The sequence below is a fragment of the Pseudanabaena sp. SR411 genome (assembly GCF_002251945.1).
Taxonomy (GTDB): domain Bacteria; phylum Cyanobacteriota; class Cyanobacteriia; order Pseudanabaenales; family Pseudanabaenaceae; genus Pseudanabaena.
The window spans coordinates 1-19,666 of record NZ_NDHW01000230.1 but is presented as its reverse complement, the minus strand read 5'-3'; the positions used below and the strand labels follow the sequence as shown (position 1 = coordinate 19,666).

Annotated in this window: 12 protein-coding genes; 2 read left to right on the top strand and 10 right to left on the bottom strand. The window is 42.7% G+C overall.

Features of this window, described 5'->3' with window-relative positions:
* The 8 genes from B9G53_RS24240 to brxE all read right to left on the bottom strand — a co-directional run.
* The coding region (locus B9G53_RS24240) for a hypothetical protein (protein WP_094536006.1) at positions 1-399 on the bottom strand (399 nt) is incomplete at its 3' end.
* A 51-nt stretch (positions 400-450) separates the two neighbouring features.
* A complete protein-coding gene (locus B9G53_RS24235) occupies positions 451-3,168 on the bottom strand; it encodes a DNA methyltransferase (RefSeq protein ID WP_254923793.1) in 2,718 nt (905 codons plus the stop codon).
* Positions 3,168-3,524 carry a Uma2 family endonuclease gene (locus B9G53_RS28190; protein ID WP_254923794.1) on the bottom strand — a complete coding sequence of 119 codons (357 nt, stop codon included), beginning with the start codon at positions 3,522-3,524 and terminating at the stop codon, positions 3,168-3,170. Before B9G53_RS28190 ends, B9G53_RS24235 begins: the two co-directional genes overlap by 1 nt.
* A 6-nt stretch (positions 3,525-3,530) precedes the next feature.
* Positions 3,531-3,764: a Uma2 family endonuclease gene (locus B9G53_RS28185; protein WP_217901666.1), complete on the bottom strand. Its 234-nt coding sequence runs from the start codon at positions 3,762-3,764 to the stop codon at positions 3,531-3,533.
* A 37-nt stretch (positions 3,765-3,801) separates the two neighbouring features.
* On the bottom strand, positions 3,802-7,470 hold the full coding sequence (gene brxC, locus B9G53_RS24225; RefSeq protein WP_094536005.1) for a BREX system P-loop protein BrxC: 3,669 nt from the start codon (positions 7,468-7,470) through the stop codon (positions 3,802-3,804).
* A gap of 149 nt (positions 7,471-7,619) precedes the next feature.
* Positions 7,620-8,249: a DUF1788 domain-containing protein gene (locus B9G53_RS24220; RefSeq protein WP_094536004.1), complete on the bottom strand. Its 630-nt coding sequence runs from the start codon at positions 8,247-8,249 to the stop codon at positions 7,620-7,622.
* Positions 8,246-9,082, bottom strand: coding sequence for a BrxA family protein (locus B9G53_RS24215; protein ID WP_254923792.1), 837 nt, complete (start codon positions 9,080-9,082; stop codon positions 8,246-8,248). The genes B9G53_RS24220 and B9G53_RS24215 overlap by 4 nt, the downstream gene beginning before the upstream one ends.
* Before the next feature lie 37 nt (positions 9,083-9,119).
* Entirely contained in the window at positions 9,120-9,677 is a 558-nt protein-coding gene (gene brxE, locus B9G53_RS24210; protein ID WP_094536002.1) for a BREX-6 system BrxE protein, read from the bottom strand.
* Between the two features lie 121 nt (positions 9,678-9,798).
* Here brxE and B9G53_RS24205 point away from each other — a divergent pair, with 121 nt between their 5' ends.
* On the top strand, positions 9,799-10,605 hold the full coding sequence (locus B9G53_RS24205) for a ParA family protein (RefSeq protein ID WP_094536001.1): 807 nt from the start codon (positions 9,799-9,801) through the stop codon (positions 10,603-10,605).
* A 2-nt stretch (positions 10,606-10,607) separates the two neighbouring features.
* Positions 10,608-11,744, top strand: coding sequence for a ParB/RepB/Spo0J family partition protein (locus B9G53_RS24200; RefSeq protein WP_094536000.1), 1,137 nt, complete (start codon positions 10,608-10,610; stop codon positions 11,742-11,744).
* 113 nt (positions 11,745-11,857) lie between these two features.
* Here the strand turns inward: B9G53_RS24200 and B9G53_RS24195 are convergent, their stop codons facing one another.
* Complete coding sequence (locus tag B9G53_RS24195) at positions 11,858-16,072, bottom strand: hypothetical protein (protein ID WP_141211884.1); 4,215 nt, start codon at positions 16,070-16,072, stop codon at positions 11,858-11,860.
* A gap of 321 nt (positions 16,073-16,393) precedes the next feature.
* A complete protein-coding gene (locus B9G53_RS24190) occupies positions 16,394-19,594 on the bottom strand; it encodes a hypothetical protein (protein ID WP_141211883.1) in 3,201 nt (1,066 codons plus the stop codon).
* Positions 19,595-19,666 lie beyond the last annotated feature (72 nt).

Below are 19,666 nucleotides of genomic sequence, written 5' to 3'. Positions count from 1 at the left end.
CTCTGCTTCTTCATCAGGCAGATTACCATTAATCAAATGGGCAAATCCTCGACGTTGGATGCGATGCCGCCAAGACAATAATGTCCCATAGTCGASTCCTAGTTCCTCGGCTATGTGTTGGGTCGTTTGTCCTTGTAAGAATCCACGCAATATCAGCACGATCTGACCACAGGTGTAATGGCTTCCTGATAAGTCTGTCCCTGTAAAAATATGGAACACTTTCCCACATTCCCGACACTTGTATTTGACGATTGGTGCACGTTGGCGATCGTGTGGCGCTTGTCCTGCTGGTATTGCGTGTCCACTTGGACAATGCAAACCCTGCGGATGCAGGATCTTTAATAACCATTCATAGCACGCTTGTTCATCTAACAATTCGGTCAGGGGAAATTTGATCATCGCTTCTCTGTCGATTCATGAAAATGACTTCCTCCTATTTTGCCATTTCACCTACTTCCCCAGATGAGCGGGATCTTTTAACTGATAGGCTTGATGATTTTCTCTATACATCTCCTGTGAAAAGTTAAATTCAAATCCTTTGTCAACCCATTTGATGACTGATATAGCAGGTTCAAACCAGCTTTTACCTTTAGCACCTTTGATATATGGAACCCAAAACTTATCAAAAGTAGGTTCAATTCTAATGTTACTTAAGCATCTACTTAGCCATATTTTATCTGCTGATAATTCCCAAATATAACGAAGATACCTCGTATTATTAGTTGTCGCTACACCCTGCCATAGTTCAATTACTTCGCCTAATTTTGGAGTTTCAGCGTAGCGTTTGAGAAAGGCATCATCCCACCAGTAAATGAGAGGCTTTTCTTTGATGACATTAAAATTTTGCGTTTTGAACTCATATCTTCCTACATGAGCCAATACCGCCGCCCGTTTGCGATTCGTTCGTTGACGATCATAGGAATTGTCATCAAATGTAGTTGGTTGTTGAGCAAAACTTATTCTGTCACTTGGCGGGACTTTCTGAAAAACACTCATTACAACTGCAAGAATTTCATTTGGAACATCATCAAACGCACCACGATCAAAATCTCCTAACAATCGCAAATCATAACTCTCGATCAAAAACTCCCGAATCGCCGAATACTGACTGATAAACATCCAATTTCGCATCGTCAGCAACGCCGAAAAACCACCATCCTTCGCCAACTCCAAACCACGCTGCAAAAACGCCGCATAGAGATCCGCCTTCCCGCGAGAGTAATGCTTCGACAAATAACCAGCATCCGCCATCTTACTCGTCCCCTGATACGGCGGATTCCCAATCACCAGATCATACTGACCCTCCCGCACCATCCGCACAAACCTCACCCCCGCCGCCAACTGCTCACCCCACAGCCGCACCCCCAGATCATCACTCTGCGATCGCTGCTGCAAAAACCTCTCCAACGCCTCCAACACCGTCACCTGCGCCAGCGCCTTATCAAAATCTAACCGCGCCTGAGCAGGACGAAAACCCTCAAACAAACTACCCTGCTGCGGCTCCAGCAACACCTTCACCTGTGCTTCATAATCAGCGATCGCCTGTGTCACCGCCCCATCAACCTTCAGCAAACTACCCCACACATCCGCCCCCTTCAGCGCTTCCACAATCTGCATCGTCAACTTCGGCGGAATCCCCGTCTCCAACCGCACCTCATCATAAAAATTCAACAACTCAGAATCATCCTTCGGCAAATTCGCCAAATTCAAATTCGCCGCCACCAAATTAATCTGCTTCGGCGCAGCATCCTTGCAAAGCCCCTTCGCCTTTAGCCACAACGCCGCCGCCGCCATCTGCACCGCCCGCGCATCAATATCAATCCCATAGAGATTATTTTCTAAAATGCTATTCGCAATCTCCGCATCCGTCAAAACTTCCCCCCGATGCCGCGCCTCCTCTTGATAAAAAGCAAACAGCAAGTCAAAGGCAATTACAAGGAAATGCCCCGACCCACAGGCAGGATCGATCAGTTTGAGATTGCGGAGGGAAAGACTAGCTTTATCAAGGCTATTCGGTTTATTCAAATCTGTCTGTCTACGTTGCAAGGTTTCGATCCCCCCCAGCCCCCCTTGTAAAGGGGGGAGAAGAGGAAGAGAGTCTTTCCCCCCCTTTTTAAGGGGGGTTAGGGGGGATCTTCCATCCTCCTTGTGCAGAGAAACTTCAAGAGAATCTTTTCCCCCCTTTACAAGGGGGGCTAGGGGGGATCTCACCCAATACTTCCAACGCTGTTCTTGCTCATTCTCAATGGGCATCAACTCATCTAGCGCCACATCCCCCGCCTCGCGCCTTTGCCGCCAATCCTGTCGCCTTGCCTCTAGATTTTCCAGAGTGCGATCGCTCACCGCCTCCGCAACCCAACCATTCGCCGCGCAAATATCGAGCCATTGATTATTCAAGCTATTTTGCAATAGCCACTCCACCATATAGCGCTCCGTAAACATTTGCGTCTTACTGGCGATTTCGTGCGGCTCCACCTTACCGCCATCATTCATCTTTTGATCAATGCTTTCCCGTTCAGGATCATTCCAATATTGATAGATCCAGCCCAAAGTCGTATCATCGCGCCAAGCATCCGCCTCAACCTTGTCTAACTCTTCTACTAAATACCGCAAAGTCAACGCAGGCATGGGAATAAGCTCAATATAGCCATTCAACCCACCGCGCCCAAATAACCCCGACAAGTCTAGCGCCAGTTCATCAAATACCAACCGCAACAACAACCCATAGCCCTGATCTTCCTCTTGCAAAAATTCTGGTGCATAGTCCCGAAATTCCTTAAAAGCGGCGCTCTGCCATCCCCCCGTCACCAATTTCGGCTTCAGCAACTCCATCGCCTCTAAATGCTTAATCACCGCTAACCGATTCAGCCAAGTCGCCGCCGCCAACTTTTCAAGATCCTGCCGATGGCGATCGCGCAATTCCTGCTTGAGTTTTGGCGATTGCTTGCCCTTATAAACCGCAAGATCCCCCTTCACCAGTTCTTCCAGATATTTCTCTAACCGCTCCCGCTTACAATGGCGCTCCTCATCTAGCTGCACCTGTTCCAGCTTTACCCCCATCAAGTATGTTGACTCAACGGCGTTGTGTAGGTCAGTAATCAGGCGATCGCGCAAATTACGAATTGTTTTTGAGAGTTGAGATTTAGTGGTTGGAGAGAGGTAGGTCATTAATTTGAATAGCTAGGCGGCAAAATAGAACTGAGGGCGATCGCGATTTCAGGAAAGGCGAGGGGAGCCGCTTGATTCGGCTCTGAGAGAATTAGATGCTCTGTGTAACCAGTGGCGAGCGGTTTACGAAAAATATGCAACTGGCGGATTTTGACTGCTAATACCCAATAGTCAGCAATACCAGCTTGGGCATAAAGTTTATCCTTAATTTCGCAATCCTGTTTTAAGGTTGAGTCCGCAATTTCGACAATCAAATCAATGTCTTCAGGACGGGGATGCTGCTCGGCATAGTCCAAAACAGTCCCACGCACAACCACCAAATCAGGTTCTGGCTCTGAGAAATCATCTAGCTGAATGGGATCTTAGGTGCGAATTAGAGCTTGATTTCCAAGGCGATCGCGCAAAATATTAGCGAGTAAATGTAAAGCGGTTACATGGGGCGTACCTTTCGCAGCCATAAGCGTAATTTGTCCAGCAATAAGTTCCGTTCTTTCTTGGCGATCGAGCAAACCCAATTCACTCAGGCGATGATAATCGCCAACTGTCCAGAGTTTGAGATTAGTTAGCTGTGGGGAATGAATACTGGCAAGAGTCATGATCTTAGGCTACCTGTAGTATTTATATGGTTTTATCTTATATCAATCGAATCCGTACATTTTTTTTATGCTCTAACTGCTTCAACAGGCGATCGCGTAGGGTATCGACCAAGGCATTCACCTCTTCAGGATTACGAAGTTCGCGATTGCGTAAATCCGTAAGCACATCAAGGGTAAGCACCTGCTCTTGAGTCTCTTCCGAAATCAAGCGATCAAGAGTTGCATTAGCTTCAATTTCCGCTTGCTCTAACTGGCGAATCACCGAGTCTCGTAACTGGATCAGCGTTGGATATAGAGCCTCCTCCGACGTTTTAATCTCCGCCTGTCGAATCGGACGGATCACATAGTCCGCTTTATCTTCACTAAGTCGCGCAAACCCCTGTCTTGTTTTTACCTTTGCCGCCACTGCCTCTAATTGCAAATATTGAGCATCGAGCAGTTCGCGCCGCACTTCCCGATAGCGTAGAGAGATCGCCTCAATACTCGGCTGCAAACTGGGGAGATCGCGCCAAGGTCGTTCTGCTCGCAGCTGTTGGTGCAGAGCGATCGCCATCGATTCGAGATCCTCTAATTTATCCAGATCGCGCAACTGTTCCACGCAATGAGTATAAACATCATGGGCTTGTTTGACTTGGGCGATCAACCCATCGGTAAGCTCGCTATTTTCGATGCCAAGACGCTGAATCCCATCTTGCAAGATGTCGAGATTCTTTTTGACGGCTCTTACAGTGTCTTCGATGTGTCGCGATTGACAGCAATCAAGGAGAGCTTTTTGCAATTTTTGCAAAGTCTCAGGGATTTGGCGGCGATCGTCACGATTTGGATGGGCAGGATCTTGTAACCTCAGAGGTAAACGATTATATTTCCCTTCCAACTCTCGCAATAGAGAAGCCTTATGGGGAAAATATTGAAACACTGCATCGGCGATCGCTTCCTTCTCACGATCTAGTTCTACTTGCAAATAGTCCTTAAAGAATTTACAAATGGCAGTGCGATCGCGAACGGTGATATCACTTTCTGTGGCAAGTAAAATTTCTGCCTTTTTTAGATCGCGCTCTTTTTTAAATAAATCCTCCACACCCGCATCGGCATAGGAACTAATCATTTGCTGATTTTCAGTACGAATGCGAATTTTATTTGCCCGTAGCAGTCCCAACAAGCAAGCCCGAACCAAATCGGATGCGTAGCCATAGGGAGCACTGCCAAATATGGTTAGGAGACTACTCCCCGCTAATCCATTATTTTTAGCGATCGCGTTATAAATCAAGGTGGGGATTTCACCGTTACAGGTGGGGACATATTTCCCTGCATCAAGGCTCAAAATCCCTAGTTCTCGCTCCATGAACTTGGGCGACACGCCTGAAAGTTGTTTCTTGAACAATTGTTCTAATTCACTAGGGGCGATCGCCATGTCCTGAAAATAGGTATAGACTTCAGGCAAAATATGCTCGGCGGTGCGTTGCAATAGGCTCGAAAATGTCGAACCCTGCGCGTCCAATTGCCGACCCCGAAAATAGAAATTTCCCCTCACAAAAGCATTAGCGATCGCTTCTTTGAGACTTGCATCTAGGCGATCAGCTTCCGACTGTTCTTCGATCAACAGCCTTTGCTTATTAGGTGATAGCGCTGCAAATCGACCTTGATATTTCCCAATCATTTGCCGCGATCGCACCTGCTTTCTCGCTAGTTCAGGAATATCCACGACGCTACCGACAATCCACATCAGGCGATCGCGATAGGCTTCCTGTCCACTCTGAGCAATCCAGAGCGCGTTATCTTCTCGAAGGTCATCACGGACATAGCGCAAATCGACTATGGCTGTTGCCGCATCATTGGGTGAGATCAAGCGTTCATCCTTGCGCTGACGTTCATCGCTAAAGTAAGCCTGCCAACGGAAAGAACGTCCTTTATATTTAGGTGATTCACTATTGCCGACGAGATCCTTGAGTTTTTCCATCAAGAGCGTGGTCAGTTGGTCATCGGTCACACCATAGCTATCACGCTCCCTTTGCCATTCCTGACCTGCGGAGCTTTGCAGTTTATAACCCAATTTCTCAGAGTAGGTGATGTGTCCACGATCGCGTAATTTATCGAGGGCAATCTGTATCTCTGATTCATTGTTACCAGCGCCGAGTTCATCATAAAGACATTGACTAATCAATTTTGTCGTTGTGGGCTGTGCTTCTTGAATTAGTTGTAATAAAGCAATCGCCTTTGCCACTTTGAGCGTAATGAGATTATCGACAATTTGGCGATCGCCCAAGATCCGCGTCATCGTATTTTGAGTATCCACATCCAAAGCCGTCTGCTGAATCTCGTAAATCGCATCAATGGTGACTAATACACCTAATTCGCGAACGCCCAAATTCTGCGTGCGAAAGAGTTCTCCTAACATTTGCAGCAACCCACGTACCGCATAGTCATCACCCTTGACACGGGTAGAGGTCAGGCGCAAGCTACTGGTAATCTGCATAAACAGATCGATGTAGTTGGGCAGCAGGGGATAAACCTCTAGAAAATCCTCTTCCGAAATATTCTCACAGCCATAGGCATAGAGCTTCAAGTCAGAGCGATGCTGTTGAAATAAACGCCGCAACTCGGATTCATGGGCAGGGGACTTTTGTAAGAGCCGCTTATGCACAACATCGCGAATATTCGCAGGTGTTAGATGTACGCGATATCTAGGCGGAAAGCGATCCTTGAGCTTGCCAATATTACCTTGATCGATTCCATCCTCTAGTTGCTGCTGCCCCGTTGCCAATAGCCACACACGCCCCTTCAGTTTTTGACCAAGATCTTCTACAAAAGATTGCAACTTCAGCATCCGATTGTCATTTTGATGGATATACTGACTGACTTCATCAATGGTAATAAATAGGGTTTTACTAGGAGCGCGGCGATTCAGCATAGCAGCGATCGCCTTAGTCGTTTCATCCACGGCAGACCCTAACCCCGTTCTGCTCCCCGCCCGACTATCGATCCAACTCATTGGCTCAATGTACTTTTCAGGCTCAAGACGATGCAAAATCAGAGAGAAATCTTCTTCGGCTAATTCACTATTTTTGATCTGCTCCCAAGGCTTACCGATGGTGGTGATCGCACATTCTAAAAAAGCATCCCAACGCCCATCGATTTCTAACTTCAGTTCATGCTCAGCGACATAATTACTAGTTTTGCAATAGCCCAAACGTTTCTGGATTTCGCGTTTAGCAACTTGATGGATATCTTCATTTTCCCGCGCTAAAGAGCCAATATCAAATACTACCGCGATCGCATCGATCCGCTTGGTTAACCTTTGCCAAGCCTCCTTAAATTCAGCAGACTTAGGCGAATCATCCCGCGCCAATAAAGCATCAGCGAGTTTATGTCCATTTGGCATTTGGCGATCGTCTAGCGCTAGCCCTAACAACTTCGCAAAGCTAGATTTCCCCGAACCATAAAACCCCGAAATCCAAGCAGCAGGTAATGTAGTCCCTGACCGATTCGGTTGTTCTAAATCTTGGGCGATCGCCTTAAGTAAGCGCACAAACTGCTCATGAATTCCCTGATTGGTACGAGTATGACGCGGATCATCTTCAGCATAGCCCCCCGTAATGATATATTCCGAAACCTCTTCCCATAATTTAGCTGGCTCCTGTTCATGGAAATAGACCACAGGCGCAATGTCCCGCGTTACGTCCCTAGCAAAAATATCTTTAATAAGCATCGTGTTTTCTCCAAGTATTTATCAAAAGCGATAATTGCCCTCATCCCCCAGCCCCTTCTCCCAAGTGGGGAGAAGGGGAGCAAGAGAAATTATTCAGTTTTTCTTGTTCCCCCTCTCCCTTAATGGGAGAGGGGGCTAGGGGGTGAGGGTCAAGAATAAATGCGGGGACGATAATCGCGATCGGTGGTTTGTTCTCCCATAAATGATAGCGAACTTACATCTTGTCTGTCTCCTGGGTAGAGCAGCACGATCGGTAGATTGCTCGTCTTGCCATCAAGATGACGAAGTAATCCTGATGAACGAAAGAAAGGATACAAACCTCCCGCACGGCTTAATAGGATTAACTTTTTGTCAGGTATAGCATTAGGCATAAACTCATTGATTTTCCTAATAATGTCCTGTGCAATACCATCAGCCCCTTCAACTTCAGGAGTTAACTTTTCCTTGAGATAGTTCAAACCCCGATCGCTAGTCTTATCAGCTAATCTTTTTTCCATCGCAATTAATCGCTCTAGAACTTGCGGCGACTTACTTTTCAACCGATCAATAAACAGTTGTAATAGCGATATTGATAAGACACTCCATCCTGCGGCTTGCAATTCATCTTGCATTTGTTGAAGCTTGCGACGCATTTCAAACTCCCGATCAGGTGGATAAACTGCGATCGCAAATTGATAGTTCCGCATGGTGCTAATTTTTGACCCCCCTTTTGCCATGAGGTCAGTCTTGAGAGCAGAAACCACTCGATCAACGGCACTAGCTGAACTACGATTAGTCATGACTCTAAGCTCTCCAGATCTAATCGCAACACCCAATCATTGAGATCGGCACATTGCCACCCAAAGTCAATCAGTTCTCCCATGCGGCGAAAATCAATATGTGGTAACCGTTGTAAGCGAATCTCTAACAAACTCTCCGTCAACCCCACTGAGCGCCAGTAAGGATTATCGAGCAAAGTTCCCTCAAAAGTTAAAGCGCGTAAAAAATATAACCAATACTCCACAGCGCGATCGCTCACTTTGGGATATAGCAAATGGCGTTTACCCATCTTGTCCGAACATAGCCCCGCCGATGCTGCCGCCGCAATCAATCCTGTCGCCATTCTCGCAATCGTCGCAGGCGACCAGTGATCTCTGCCCATATTTTGGCTAACCCATCGACCCACGATATCGAGATCGATCATTGCATCCGTAATATCTGCTGTTAAAATCCGTCGTTGTCCCAAATAATGATCGGTAAAAGCACGATAGAGGGGATCGACCAGTTGCAAATGCCAATGACAAAGATTGCGCCGCGTTACCAGATCGCGGGGTTGCCATTGCTGTAAAACCGTTAGCGCCACAGGGTAAGCTTCATAGCGCTGTGAAAACTCCTTCAGCAGTAACTGCGTCCGCGCCATACTCTTACTACCAAACCAACGCTTCTCAAAGGCTATTTCCGCAAGTTGATTGATTTTTTCAGTTTTAGTATCAGTTTTATTATTAATGCGATCGCAAATATCTGGCTGACAATTTTGCCAGTAACTATAACTCTCTTCGATCGCCAAAGGAACACGCATTAGCCTTGTGTGCAACTGTACGACCTCCGCACCGTAATTTATAGATAAGTCCATAGATAAACCGTTACTTTTGCTTAAACTAACCATATTCCTAAGCAATCCGATAAAAAGGCATTGGATAATTTTGATCAAAGGGAACCAGCGCCGCAACCAAAGATAACAGACTACTTGCATCTGTGCCGTTACGATGTATTTCTCTCCCTCCTGCCACAATCTCATATTTACTCTCACCACAGCGATCGCCAATTTGCTTAGCGATCGCCTCACGATCAAAGCCATTTTCCCAAGTGATCGGCAACTTCAAATTTTCACTCCGTCGTTTTCTTGCCGCAAGGCGATCGTGTAATTTCTCATCTAAGTCAAATCCCCAAAAGAAAATCGTTCGCAATTTATCAGGATTAGCCATTCTTTGCCTAGCCCGCCGATCCGTAGCGATCGCCGCCTCAAGAGCAGCTTCCCACCCTGCATATAACTTTGTACGTGGCAACAATCGCACTAGGAGATCGCCACCACCCAAATCGTCGATTAAATCAGTGCGCCACCAACCTAACCGTGATGGCTCACAGTTTGCTTCTCCTGCCCATGCGATCGTCATTTGCCAATCCAATATCATATCTAACAAATCTAGCTCAACTGCAAGAATACTCATATAAGTTTCTAATCCTCTTAATATCTCTATGCCGATCAAAAACGCATCATATATCAATATATGACTTTACAAAGTCATATATTGATATATGATGTCCTTGATTGTTTAGACATATCAACAAATGCAAACCCGAATTGCCGTTCTCAGTAATGCAGGTGGAAGTGGCAAAACCACATTATCCGTGCATATTGCTTATGAAATGAGCCTTTACGGATTGTCAGTTGCCTTAATGGATCTCGATCCACAAGGCTCCTTAAGCCTATTTTGTGGTTTGCCACAACCTGAACCCGAACAAACCCTAGCATCGGTCTTAAACAATGATTTTTCTGGACAATGGCCCTTAGAAAAGTGTTGGACAGAAACCACTAATAAAGTAGAGGTAGTCCAAGGAGGAATGATCTTAACAAGAGTCGCCGATGAGATGGTATTACATCGCCGAGGAGCCTATTTACTAGGCGACTGTCTCAAAGACCATCCCATCTCCCATGATCTAATCATATTTGACTGTCCTGCAACCCTTGGACCTCTGACCTTATTGGCTCTATCAGCTTGCACCCATGTTTTAGTTCCAGTCCAACTTGAGCCAAAGTCAATCCAAGGTTCAGCCAAATTAATTGAGTGGGTATATCACAACAGCAAGCAACTAAGGCTAGATCCTCAACCGCAGGTCATGGGATTTGTACCTAACCAATACGATGCCAGACGCGCAACCCATCGCCAAATATTAGAAGATCTCCCAACTCAACTTGACCAATTAAAGATTCATTGTTTCCCTCCTGTTAGAGACTCAGCAGAATTTATCAACGCCAGTGGGCAAGGTTTACCATTACATCTATATCGCCATCAGCATCCCGCCCAAGCTGACTTCAAAGAAGTTTCTGAATATGTTGTTAAGTTAATCGGCAAGAAAGTTAAGAGGAAAAAATAATCATGGCAGCTCGTAAAGCCCCAAATATCGCTGACTACTTCTCAGGTGCAAAACAAACCCAGCAATTGTCCAATGCCGAGGAAGAGATTGCTCAACTCAAAACCGAAATTGAGAGGTTAAGAGCCTCTGGCTCCGAGGAAGTCGAAACTCAGCTATCCACATTAAAGGAACAACTGAAGTCTCAATCGGGAGTAGTAGATTTAGAAATTACCAAAATCATTCAAAATCCTGATCAACCCCGTCGTACTTTTCTGAATGAAAGTATTGGGGCAATGTCCCAGTCCTTGGTCTCAGACGGTCAGCTTTCCCCAATTATTGTGATTGCTCAACCAAATGAGAACTATTTACTTTTTGACGGTGAGCGCCGATGGCGTGCCGCGAAAGACCTAGGATGGTCAACGATCAAAGCAGTAACGATGGATGCTCCGCAGGATCTGCACCGTAAAGCTTTACTAACATCATTGCATCGTGAAGACCTTAATCCTCTTGATAAAGCTGAAGCAATCATTAAAGAAATTTCGCTAAATGTGGGTTTAAAAACAGATGACATCCCCAGAGTCTTATCTACGGTCATTCGGAGATTGAATAAGCAAAAGCGACTATCTGAAGTCATGGCTAATTTAGCATCTAATGACTCTAGCCAAACGGTGGAAGTAGATCCTAACTATGTCAATGAAACTGAACACAATGTTTTAAGAATTCTACTAGAGTTACAACTCAATCCTGCTTCTGTTGATGCTAACTTGCTACCAATGTTGGGCTTAGCAGATGATCTCAAAGATGCGATTCGCAATCTGGGGCTAAAGGGAGTCCATGCGATCGCTTTGCAAAAACTTTCAGCGAAGAATCTAAATTTGTCGCAAGCGAAGGCAAAACGACTAAGAGAGGATTTAACTAAAAAGGTTGTCCAAGAGAATTTGTCAGTTTTACAAACTCGCAAGCTGGTAAATGAGGCGATCGCTAAGTATAGTCCTAGTCTAGAGAGTGCGATCGATGCTAATAAACAGCTAAGCAAAATCAAGCAAAATGTGGATCTAATTTCTTCAGATTTACTACGATCTGCCGACCCTAAAAACTTAAGAGATGTCTATGATTTGCTAAAGCAAAAGATGACAGAAATTGAGTCTTTGATTTCATAGTCGTCTAAGTTGATTTACTTGCGTTGGTCATATATTGATATATGACCAATTTTTAGAAGCGATCGAATAAACAAAAATTCTAAAATGATTCATTTCAAGATGAATTTAAAGCACTATCGCAATGAGGCGTTAAGTACAAATGACTTAACATTTACACTGCCTTGAGATAAACTTTCAGCCTGTTTTGCAAATTGTTCTCTTGCCTCTTCAAGACTGATTTTAGGTGATTTGGCTTTACGAGAATCCCAGTGAGTACAATAAAACCAACCAATTAGATACAAACCATACTGGCAGGTATTATCTTTCAGATATCTATCAACCAGTTGAGTTTGCATAGCTTCGTCTAACTCCCCATGCCAGCAACCTTTGGTTTCAATAATAACCGTAATAGGATCGATAATTTTACCTGCATGATTTCTAATGACAGCATCTACATGGATATCTGTACGTTCCTGAACCTCACCTGTAGCTTTGGATCTGAGTTCTACTTCTCTATTAGCAAAAACTCCCTGTAGTTTGAGGTCTTCATCAAGATGTCGTTTCACATAATTAGAGAATAAATTTTCATTAACTGGCTTAAAGGTATTCTTGGAATCTAGATCCCAAATATCTCTTGCCGCAGGTGTTTCTCCTTGGAGTTTTAACTCAAGGCGTTTTAAGGATTCAATTAATACATCAAGAAGTTGATTACCATCTTGTATGAGACGTTTATCGCTGTTGTTCACCAACTGCATCAATTCTTTTGGCTCTGGTGGTTTCCAACTCTTTTTCCTCAAGGCATACTGAGCTTTTATCAAATGCCACTTTAAATCGTAGCTAGGGAAATACTCGATAACTCCTTGAATTTCTTGACAAGCTTTCAGAGAACCAGTTTCTCTGAGTTGAGTAAGTACACCATCTCTCAACTGAGCTACACTTTCACGACCTTCTACAGCATGTACAGTGTCAAATACTGGATCTTCATTACGTGGATAATTGCATTCAAGCCACATATAGAGATCTGCAAGTTGTTTCTCATTTAGATGCAGAGTTAGATTTCGCAGCCCATAACTAGACATTTCTAAAGATTCTTTTGCAAAATCCAAATCTTTTGTGATGGTATGCCAAATCATATCCCAATCAGATTCTTGTACCTGTTTGAGTAAAACTTGAGCAACAAAGATTGCTCTCTGTCGATCATCTTCACCTGACCAGGATAATAATGACTTAGCAAAATCTCTTGACTGTTCGTGATCAACCTTAATAAGTTCCTCTAATAATTGGCTAATACACTTAGGTTGTAAATCGAGAACTTTAACTTTATTAAGCAGAGCTTTTTTCAATCGCTCATCCCAACACTTTTCCAATTTGTCAAGGCTAAAAAGATAGTTATTACGCTTATTATCTGCATCAATCAATTGCAAAAAGGTATTGATAAACTCTATTGGAGCATTTAAATATGCTAATTTTAACAATTCAAGATTTGTATTTTCTCTGACTCCGCTTCCATGAGGGAAGGCGACTATTGCAGGTGTCCATTTTGTCCACACATCAGTAGAAATCTGGTTTAAAAATAACGGCTCTTCTTTCAAAAGAAGATATAAACCTCTACATCCTGCTAAGGAATCAAGATTATATGTATTTGTCCCAATCCAATCATTTGAGCAACTATTTTGCTGTTTAAGATATTCTTTTGCTGCATTGATAATTCTTATTCTAGTTGCAGGATCTGCTGACTTCCACCCATAAAAATCAGTAAAATCTATATTCAGATCGCTACCATAGGATGGACTATTGGGGTTGAGCGTTATTTCTCTATTTAATAACCACCATGCATCTAGTTTGCCAGCATCAAACTCATTCAAATAGTAATTTATTCTTTCCTTTATTTCTTCACTAGAGAGCTTTTTCTTTTTCCTACTCTCACGCAGTTTTGCAGATTCTTGAATTTCTTGATAGTAAGATTGCTCAACAACAGCTTCATCTGATCCAAATTCTAGTGGTTTAAACCACCATCCAAATCGTTCATGAAATGTTGGGTCTTCTTGAGTCGCTATACATAAAGCATCTATTTGAGCAACCTCTCTATTGTTAAAACTCCATTGAACTAGATTTATCCAAATATTTTTAATGTTGATAGATATTGATGCTTTTGCCTTTACAATTAACCAAATGAAATCTCTAGAGAGAATGTTTATCTCCCCAACTGGTCTTACAATGTAGTGATACAAGTCTTGATTTTCTTCAGCAAGGATTAAGACAATTGCTTCTATGAACAATCTTCGCTTACTATCTGATGTGAGTAAGAGGTCTTCAAAGCTTATACCTCTATCATCTGTAATAACTGCCTGATATTCTTTCCATTGGATCAAAACAATCTGAGCTAATAGTTTTAGAACAAGAGGATCTTCAATATAGTCCCATGCAAAACGGATGATGGCATTCGCGGCTGAGTCGAAAGGATGCTGAAAGTGTCTAACGCCTTGTCTTACAACCCAATTTAAAGCTATAGGTAAATCTGAAGGTTTTAGATGATTTACAATCTCGGTATCAAGAAATCTATTGTATCCTCCATAGTAGTTAGCCTTCTTAGGAGGTGTAAGTATTTGAAAAAGTTCTTCAGCCTTTAAAAAATGCTCTGACCAGACTGCCATTAAGCTATAACCTTTTATCCCATCATCTTCGTCTTCTGACATTTCATTGGTTACTAAATCCTTCAATCTCATTTTTACATTGGAGTCAGCCAATAAAGTTAACGCTTGGATGGCGCTTTGCCTGACATAAATATTTTCTGAAGGACTAAGAGCTATTTCCACTAAGAAATCTTGTAAAGACTTCTCCTTGCATACCTCAGCAATATCGATCGCAAAACATCTAGTTCTTAGAGGTTTACTGCAATCCTGAATATATGGCTTGATTTGATTGGCTAAATTAGGATGTTTAAGCTTCTTCAAATATTTATAGTTACTGATACTTTCATCGAAAGTAATACCTAAACCTTGTTCATTTCTAAACAACAAATTCTCAACTAATTTTTCTTTAAATGATGTGTCAGTAGGAATATCACTACGCAATATGACATCTGGATCTGTCTGAGCAATCTCCTTTAAAACATCCTGTCTCATACTTGCTATCCATACAGCAGTTTCATGAAGTTGTGGAACAAGACGCTTTTCAGTATCTTCAGGTGTAATCAATAAACTCATGATCTGAACTAAAGGCAAATTGCGATGCTCTGCAACATACCAAGCAGCCAAAAATTCAGCATAAGTCTGATGGGCAAAACCTAATCGATTATCACCACGCTCAGAAAAAAGCCCAGTCCCTATTACTTCTTCGATAGCCTTCTCATTAACTGGATAATTAATCTTTTTAACTATTTCTTCTCCTCCCCAAATCTCTCTGAATGTTATATCTTCTGGTAAAAGCTGTTCCTGACCCCAATTTTGTAGAACGGCTGAACGATTGCAGAAGATCATAAGTGCTGCAATCCTTCCTGCAATTGCTAATCGTATTTCTGGATCTAAATTACCAAGTAATTTTGCCTCACGTCGATTTGATTCGGGTGGTTCTTTGCAAAGCTCCAGACATCCATCTAAATAAAGATCGATTTTTCGTTCAGGAAAACCACCTTTACTTTTATATATCCCCAAAAGGAATCCTAGTGTAATAGGCTTTATTGCAAGAGGTATAGCTTCATTTTGTCTAATTGCCTCTACAAAAGATTCAGTTTCAATATTTTCTGCGTTTGCAGCTTCTTCAACGTCTTTTCTTCTTAGTGGCGCTAGTTTATAGGCACGGACAGCATCTTTACCCCAAAGATTAATGAAACGATTTTCCAACGCTAGAGACCAATCTGCTGTTCTACTAGCAATGCGGAGATATAATCTTTGTATTTGACTAGAGTAGTTAGACAACTCATCAGCAAGTAATGTAGACAGTGTATCAATTCTCAATAAACACTCATCAAAACTATCCAAAAAAAGGTATAGTCTATGGCTACTATCTTTCCAAGATTTAAATGTTTCATGTTCAAAAAGACTTCTAATTAGACGATCTTCACTACCAAACGATCTGAGATTAAGGTGAAGTGATTTATGCCCTTGCCGCTCAATTTTCGTGCTAATATCATCTTTTTCTGCTTGTAAAGCAGATGATTTTCCTATGCCTGGTTCGCCCAATAAAATAAGGCATGGAATATCAGCAATACGATCAAAAGAGACTACATCTGGATTTATATGCTTACCAAATTCTGTATCAGGATCATATAAGTAGCCAAAATCAGCCAAAGAAAAATTTCTTTCCTTTGGACACCAAAATCTTTTCCAGTTATAGGTCTGTCGAGACATTTATAAAATTTAGATTTATTTGATATCAACATTTTAACTGCTTATTTGTTGACTTAGGAGAGACAAGTAATCTATTCATTCAAAGAACTATCTAAATACCTATGTAATCGCCGCAAAAGACAAAATTAAGCCAAGCAGAATAAGCATCAAGTAAAAGCTAACTCTGCCTTGGAGAACAATCCAGAAAGAACTAAATTAGAAACTCTATTTAAACCGTTCTGCACTTAGATCTAGAAATACAGATTCTTCTCAAAAAAGAAACTAATAAAACTAGAAAAGAATAGAAATAAGAATAGCAAGAACAAGTGACTTTAATCATTTTTAAAAAGCAAAGACTATCAAAGTTAAAAACAACTTATGACGAGCCTCAGCAGAAAGTCTAGCCATAACATGACTATGTAAATAGAGTGGGATATGTTCGGAAAAGAACTCAAAAATGCCAGCCAAAGTCTCCTTTATCGGGATCTCTTCAGCCAAAAACAACTCAGTAGTACCAACCCAAAGATCAACAATTGCTAGATCCTGAGAATCAGTAAGAGAAAGCATAGTTTCATTAAAACTATGGATCAATTGGTTATATAGAGAATCTAGTAACGGTTTGATCCAATCAAAATGGTAACGTAGCACCCCGCGCTTAATCCCGAAATACTGACATAACTGGCGTTCTGAAGCATTTAATAAGTCAAAACCACCATCCGCAACAGCATTAATCACCTGAGCCACCTTAAGTTGCAAAAGCTCCAAATTAGACATCGCATCGGCAGTGATATCACCAGATTTAATAAGCGTATGGGGCATATCACCCAGATTAAAATCCGACAAAAAGTAAATAACATCACCATCCTGAAAGCGATCGCCCGCCTTCCTGCCAAAACACTGCATCACCGTAGCCAAAATATGGCGATCGACAAACGCCGCAAAATCAGGATCTTTATTAATGGGGTGTAAGCCCGTCATCGCCACATAGTCAGCGCGAAGCATGGCAATATTGGCACAAGGAGTCCCGACAATCACAAAAGTTTTGGTAGATTTAAAATCATTAGAACCACGGGAATCGCGGAACCAGAAACCATGAGCTTCAGAGTTAGCAAACTTTTTAAAATCAATCACCCTAGTCGAAGGATCGAGTTCCGTAAGATGAGCAATAATCGCTTGAACTTTAGCTGTCTTTTCCTCACGACGCTGCATTCCTAAACGCCCTAGATTATGTACTTGATAAATCTTTGGCATGACCAACACACCTGATTGTTTAATCGTATGAACAGGAGCATCGAGACGCATTTGCAGATCAGTCACATCAATCGTAGCATCCAGATAAAGATTAGCTGCCGACTTATGAGCGATATCTCGTAAGCGAGAGTCACCCAGAGAAACAGTTAACTTTTTATATTGAATATGTAAATCACCGTGAGAAATAGCCCCAGAGAGAATATCCAAAAACTCTACCAACCATTGCTTCAATACCTCAAGGTCAATCTTTTGCCTAATTTCATCAGCATGGAAAGTAGTTTCTCGTTTTAGCAAAGCATGAAGTTTTGCTAACTCACGCTTATCCTTCCCTTTAGCATTCTCAAACTCAGAATCAGCGATCCCGTCAACTGTATCGAGAATCGATAAATCAGGTTTCAGCAAATCCGCCAGCAAAGTCGTATTAATAATTTTAGGGATAGCCGCCTTGATTTGATAAAAATCCAGACCGTGATAGGACTTATCACCCAACAATCCATGCAACTTATTCAGCACATCAATAATTTGCTGCTTATGGTCAAGATGGGAACGAGACAAAAGGGCGATCGCCCGATCCACATCCTCACGACCAACGGAAATCTGACGCATCGTTGTCAAACTCTCCGATACCTCCTCCCAGATCAGCAAAGTTTTGGAATAATCAAACTCATCAGGACTAGGCAAACTCATCGGATGCGATCGCAAGATTTTAGAATTAAAAGCGATCGCCCTCTGATGTCTAAAGCCAAAGCCATCACCGCTAGACCCACGACAAGCATTGAGTAAAGGACAAGTCTCACAAATGACCTTAGTATCGGAAATTGCCTTATCGCGCAAAGCGGAAATAGCCCCAGTACGAGAGCAATTCGCCTGAGTATGCACAGACTCACCCAACTTAACGCGACGTAACTTGCCAGATTTATGAGTCAAACCGTTGTGACGCGCAGGCAGAATTTCCCAATCCTGTAAAGTGGAAGTCGTGACATTGCGAGAATCATTAGATATATAGATGATCCGCTCAACACCATCAAACATTTCAGGACGCAACTGCCCCGCATCATAACTTTTGCCYGTACCCGTCGCCGAAGCATCAAGGATATGTTTGTAAATTAATAATGAATCTCGCCAAGTTTCCAGTCTTGCCCCAGCCTCATATACAAATTTGGGCAAGGTCGGTTGAGGCGATCGCCTTGGTTTGTCAGATTTATTCGTAAAACCATTAGCCGCCTTCTTGGGAAAAAGCTTATCTTTCAACCATTGGAGAGGAGAAAACTTAGGCTTGGGCTGATAATTAGCAATCTGAAAAAACTGCTCAACCGTCAAAAGCTGAATCGCTGCATCAGTAGATAACTCATCAATATCATCATCAGTTTTAGCAACCTGCCCCCACCAGAGAACATCAATTGCCAAATCTAGCTCAGCTAAAAAATCCAGATTTTTCTCATGGCGGCGCATCACAGATGGATTAGCAATATCACCTGCATCGATCGCATATTCTAACTTTGTCAACTCAGGCTTAGCTCCAATCGCGTCAAAGTAAGTTTGTAAAGTTTCTTTACTAGCCACAAACTGACCACCCGAAGCTCCAATCGCTACACAACCACGTAACTTAGCAGCAAGATAGGGCTTAACTCCTGTCCCTTCAACCAAGACCACACGCTGACAATCAACCTGAATATCACCATGAAAAGCTAAAGGCAACTCACCATTTTGTTGTTGTGCTGAGATCCCAAAAGGCTTATGCCAGCGATAGCGTCCTGATGCAGCATCGCGTAAACGGATTTGGAAGCCGAGAATTTTGCCATCAGGATTCTTAATTGGCAGAATATAGCCAGAATTAGTTGATTTAGCACCTAAATATTGAATTTCTAGCTCAGATAAGCCACGACTAACTAAATCAGCCCTATCTAAACTATCTAAATCAAGTTTCTCTAAATAATTTTGATAAAGGCGATCTCGTTGAGATGCATCAGGCAACTTCGCCAACCCATCATGCTTCGCCTTTTGTTGAGCAATCCGCAGTTTTAGATTTCTATCGCGACGCTCTTGATGCTCTGATTCAGACTCAGCGCGTTTACGGACATACTTGCCTGCAAAATAACTGCCATTAGTTTCACCCAGATATTTCCAATCAGTCAAATCTGCATCACTGGGATGAGTCATGCACAGAACAAAATCTTGATTATCCGAAGCAATTCGACATTTTCCTGTGATGTCATCGCAGATCGGGCAAGGATTATTTGATTTAGTTGGTGAAAACTTTCGGGAAGAATACTGGTTATTTAGGGAGATCATTATTTTTGACCTCCCATGAGCTTGCCAAGGGAGATCTTTAGATAGATCTCCCTTGGCAAGTTTTGTGACTTT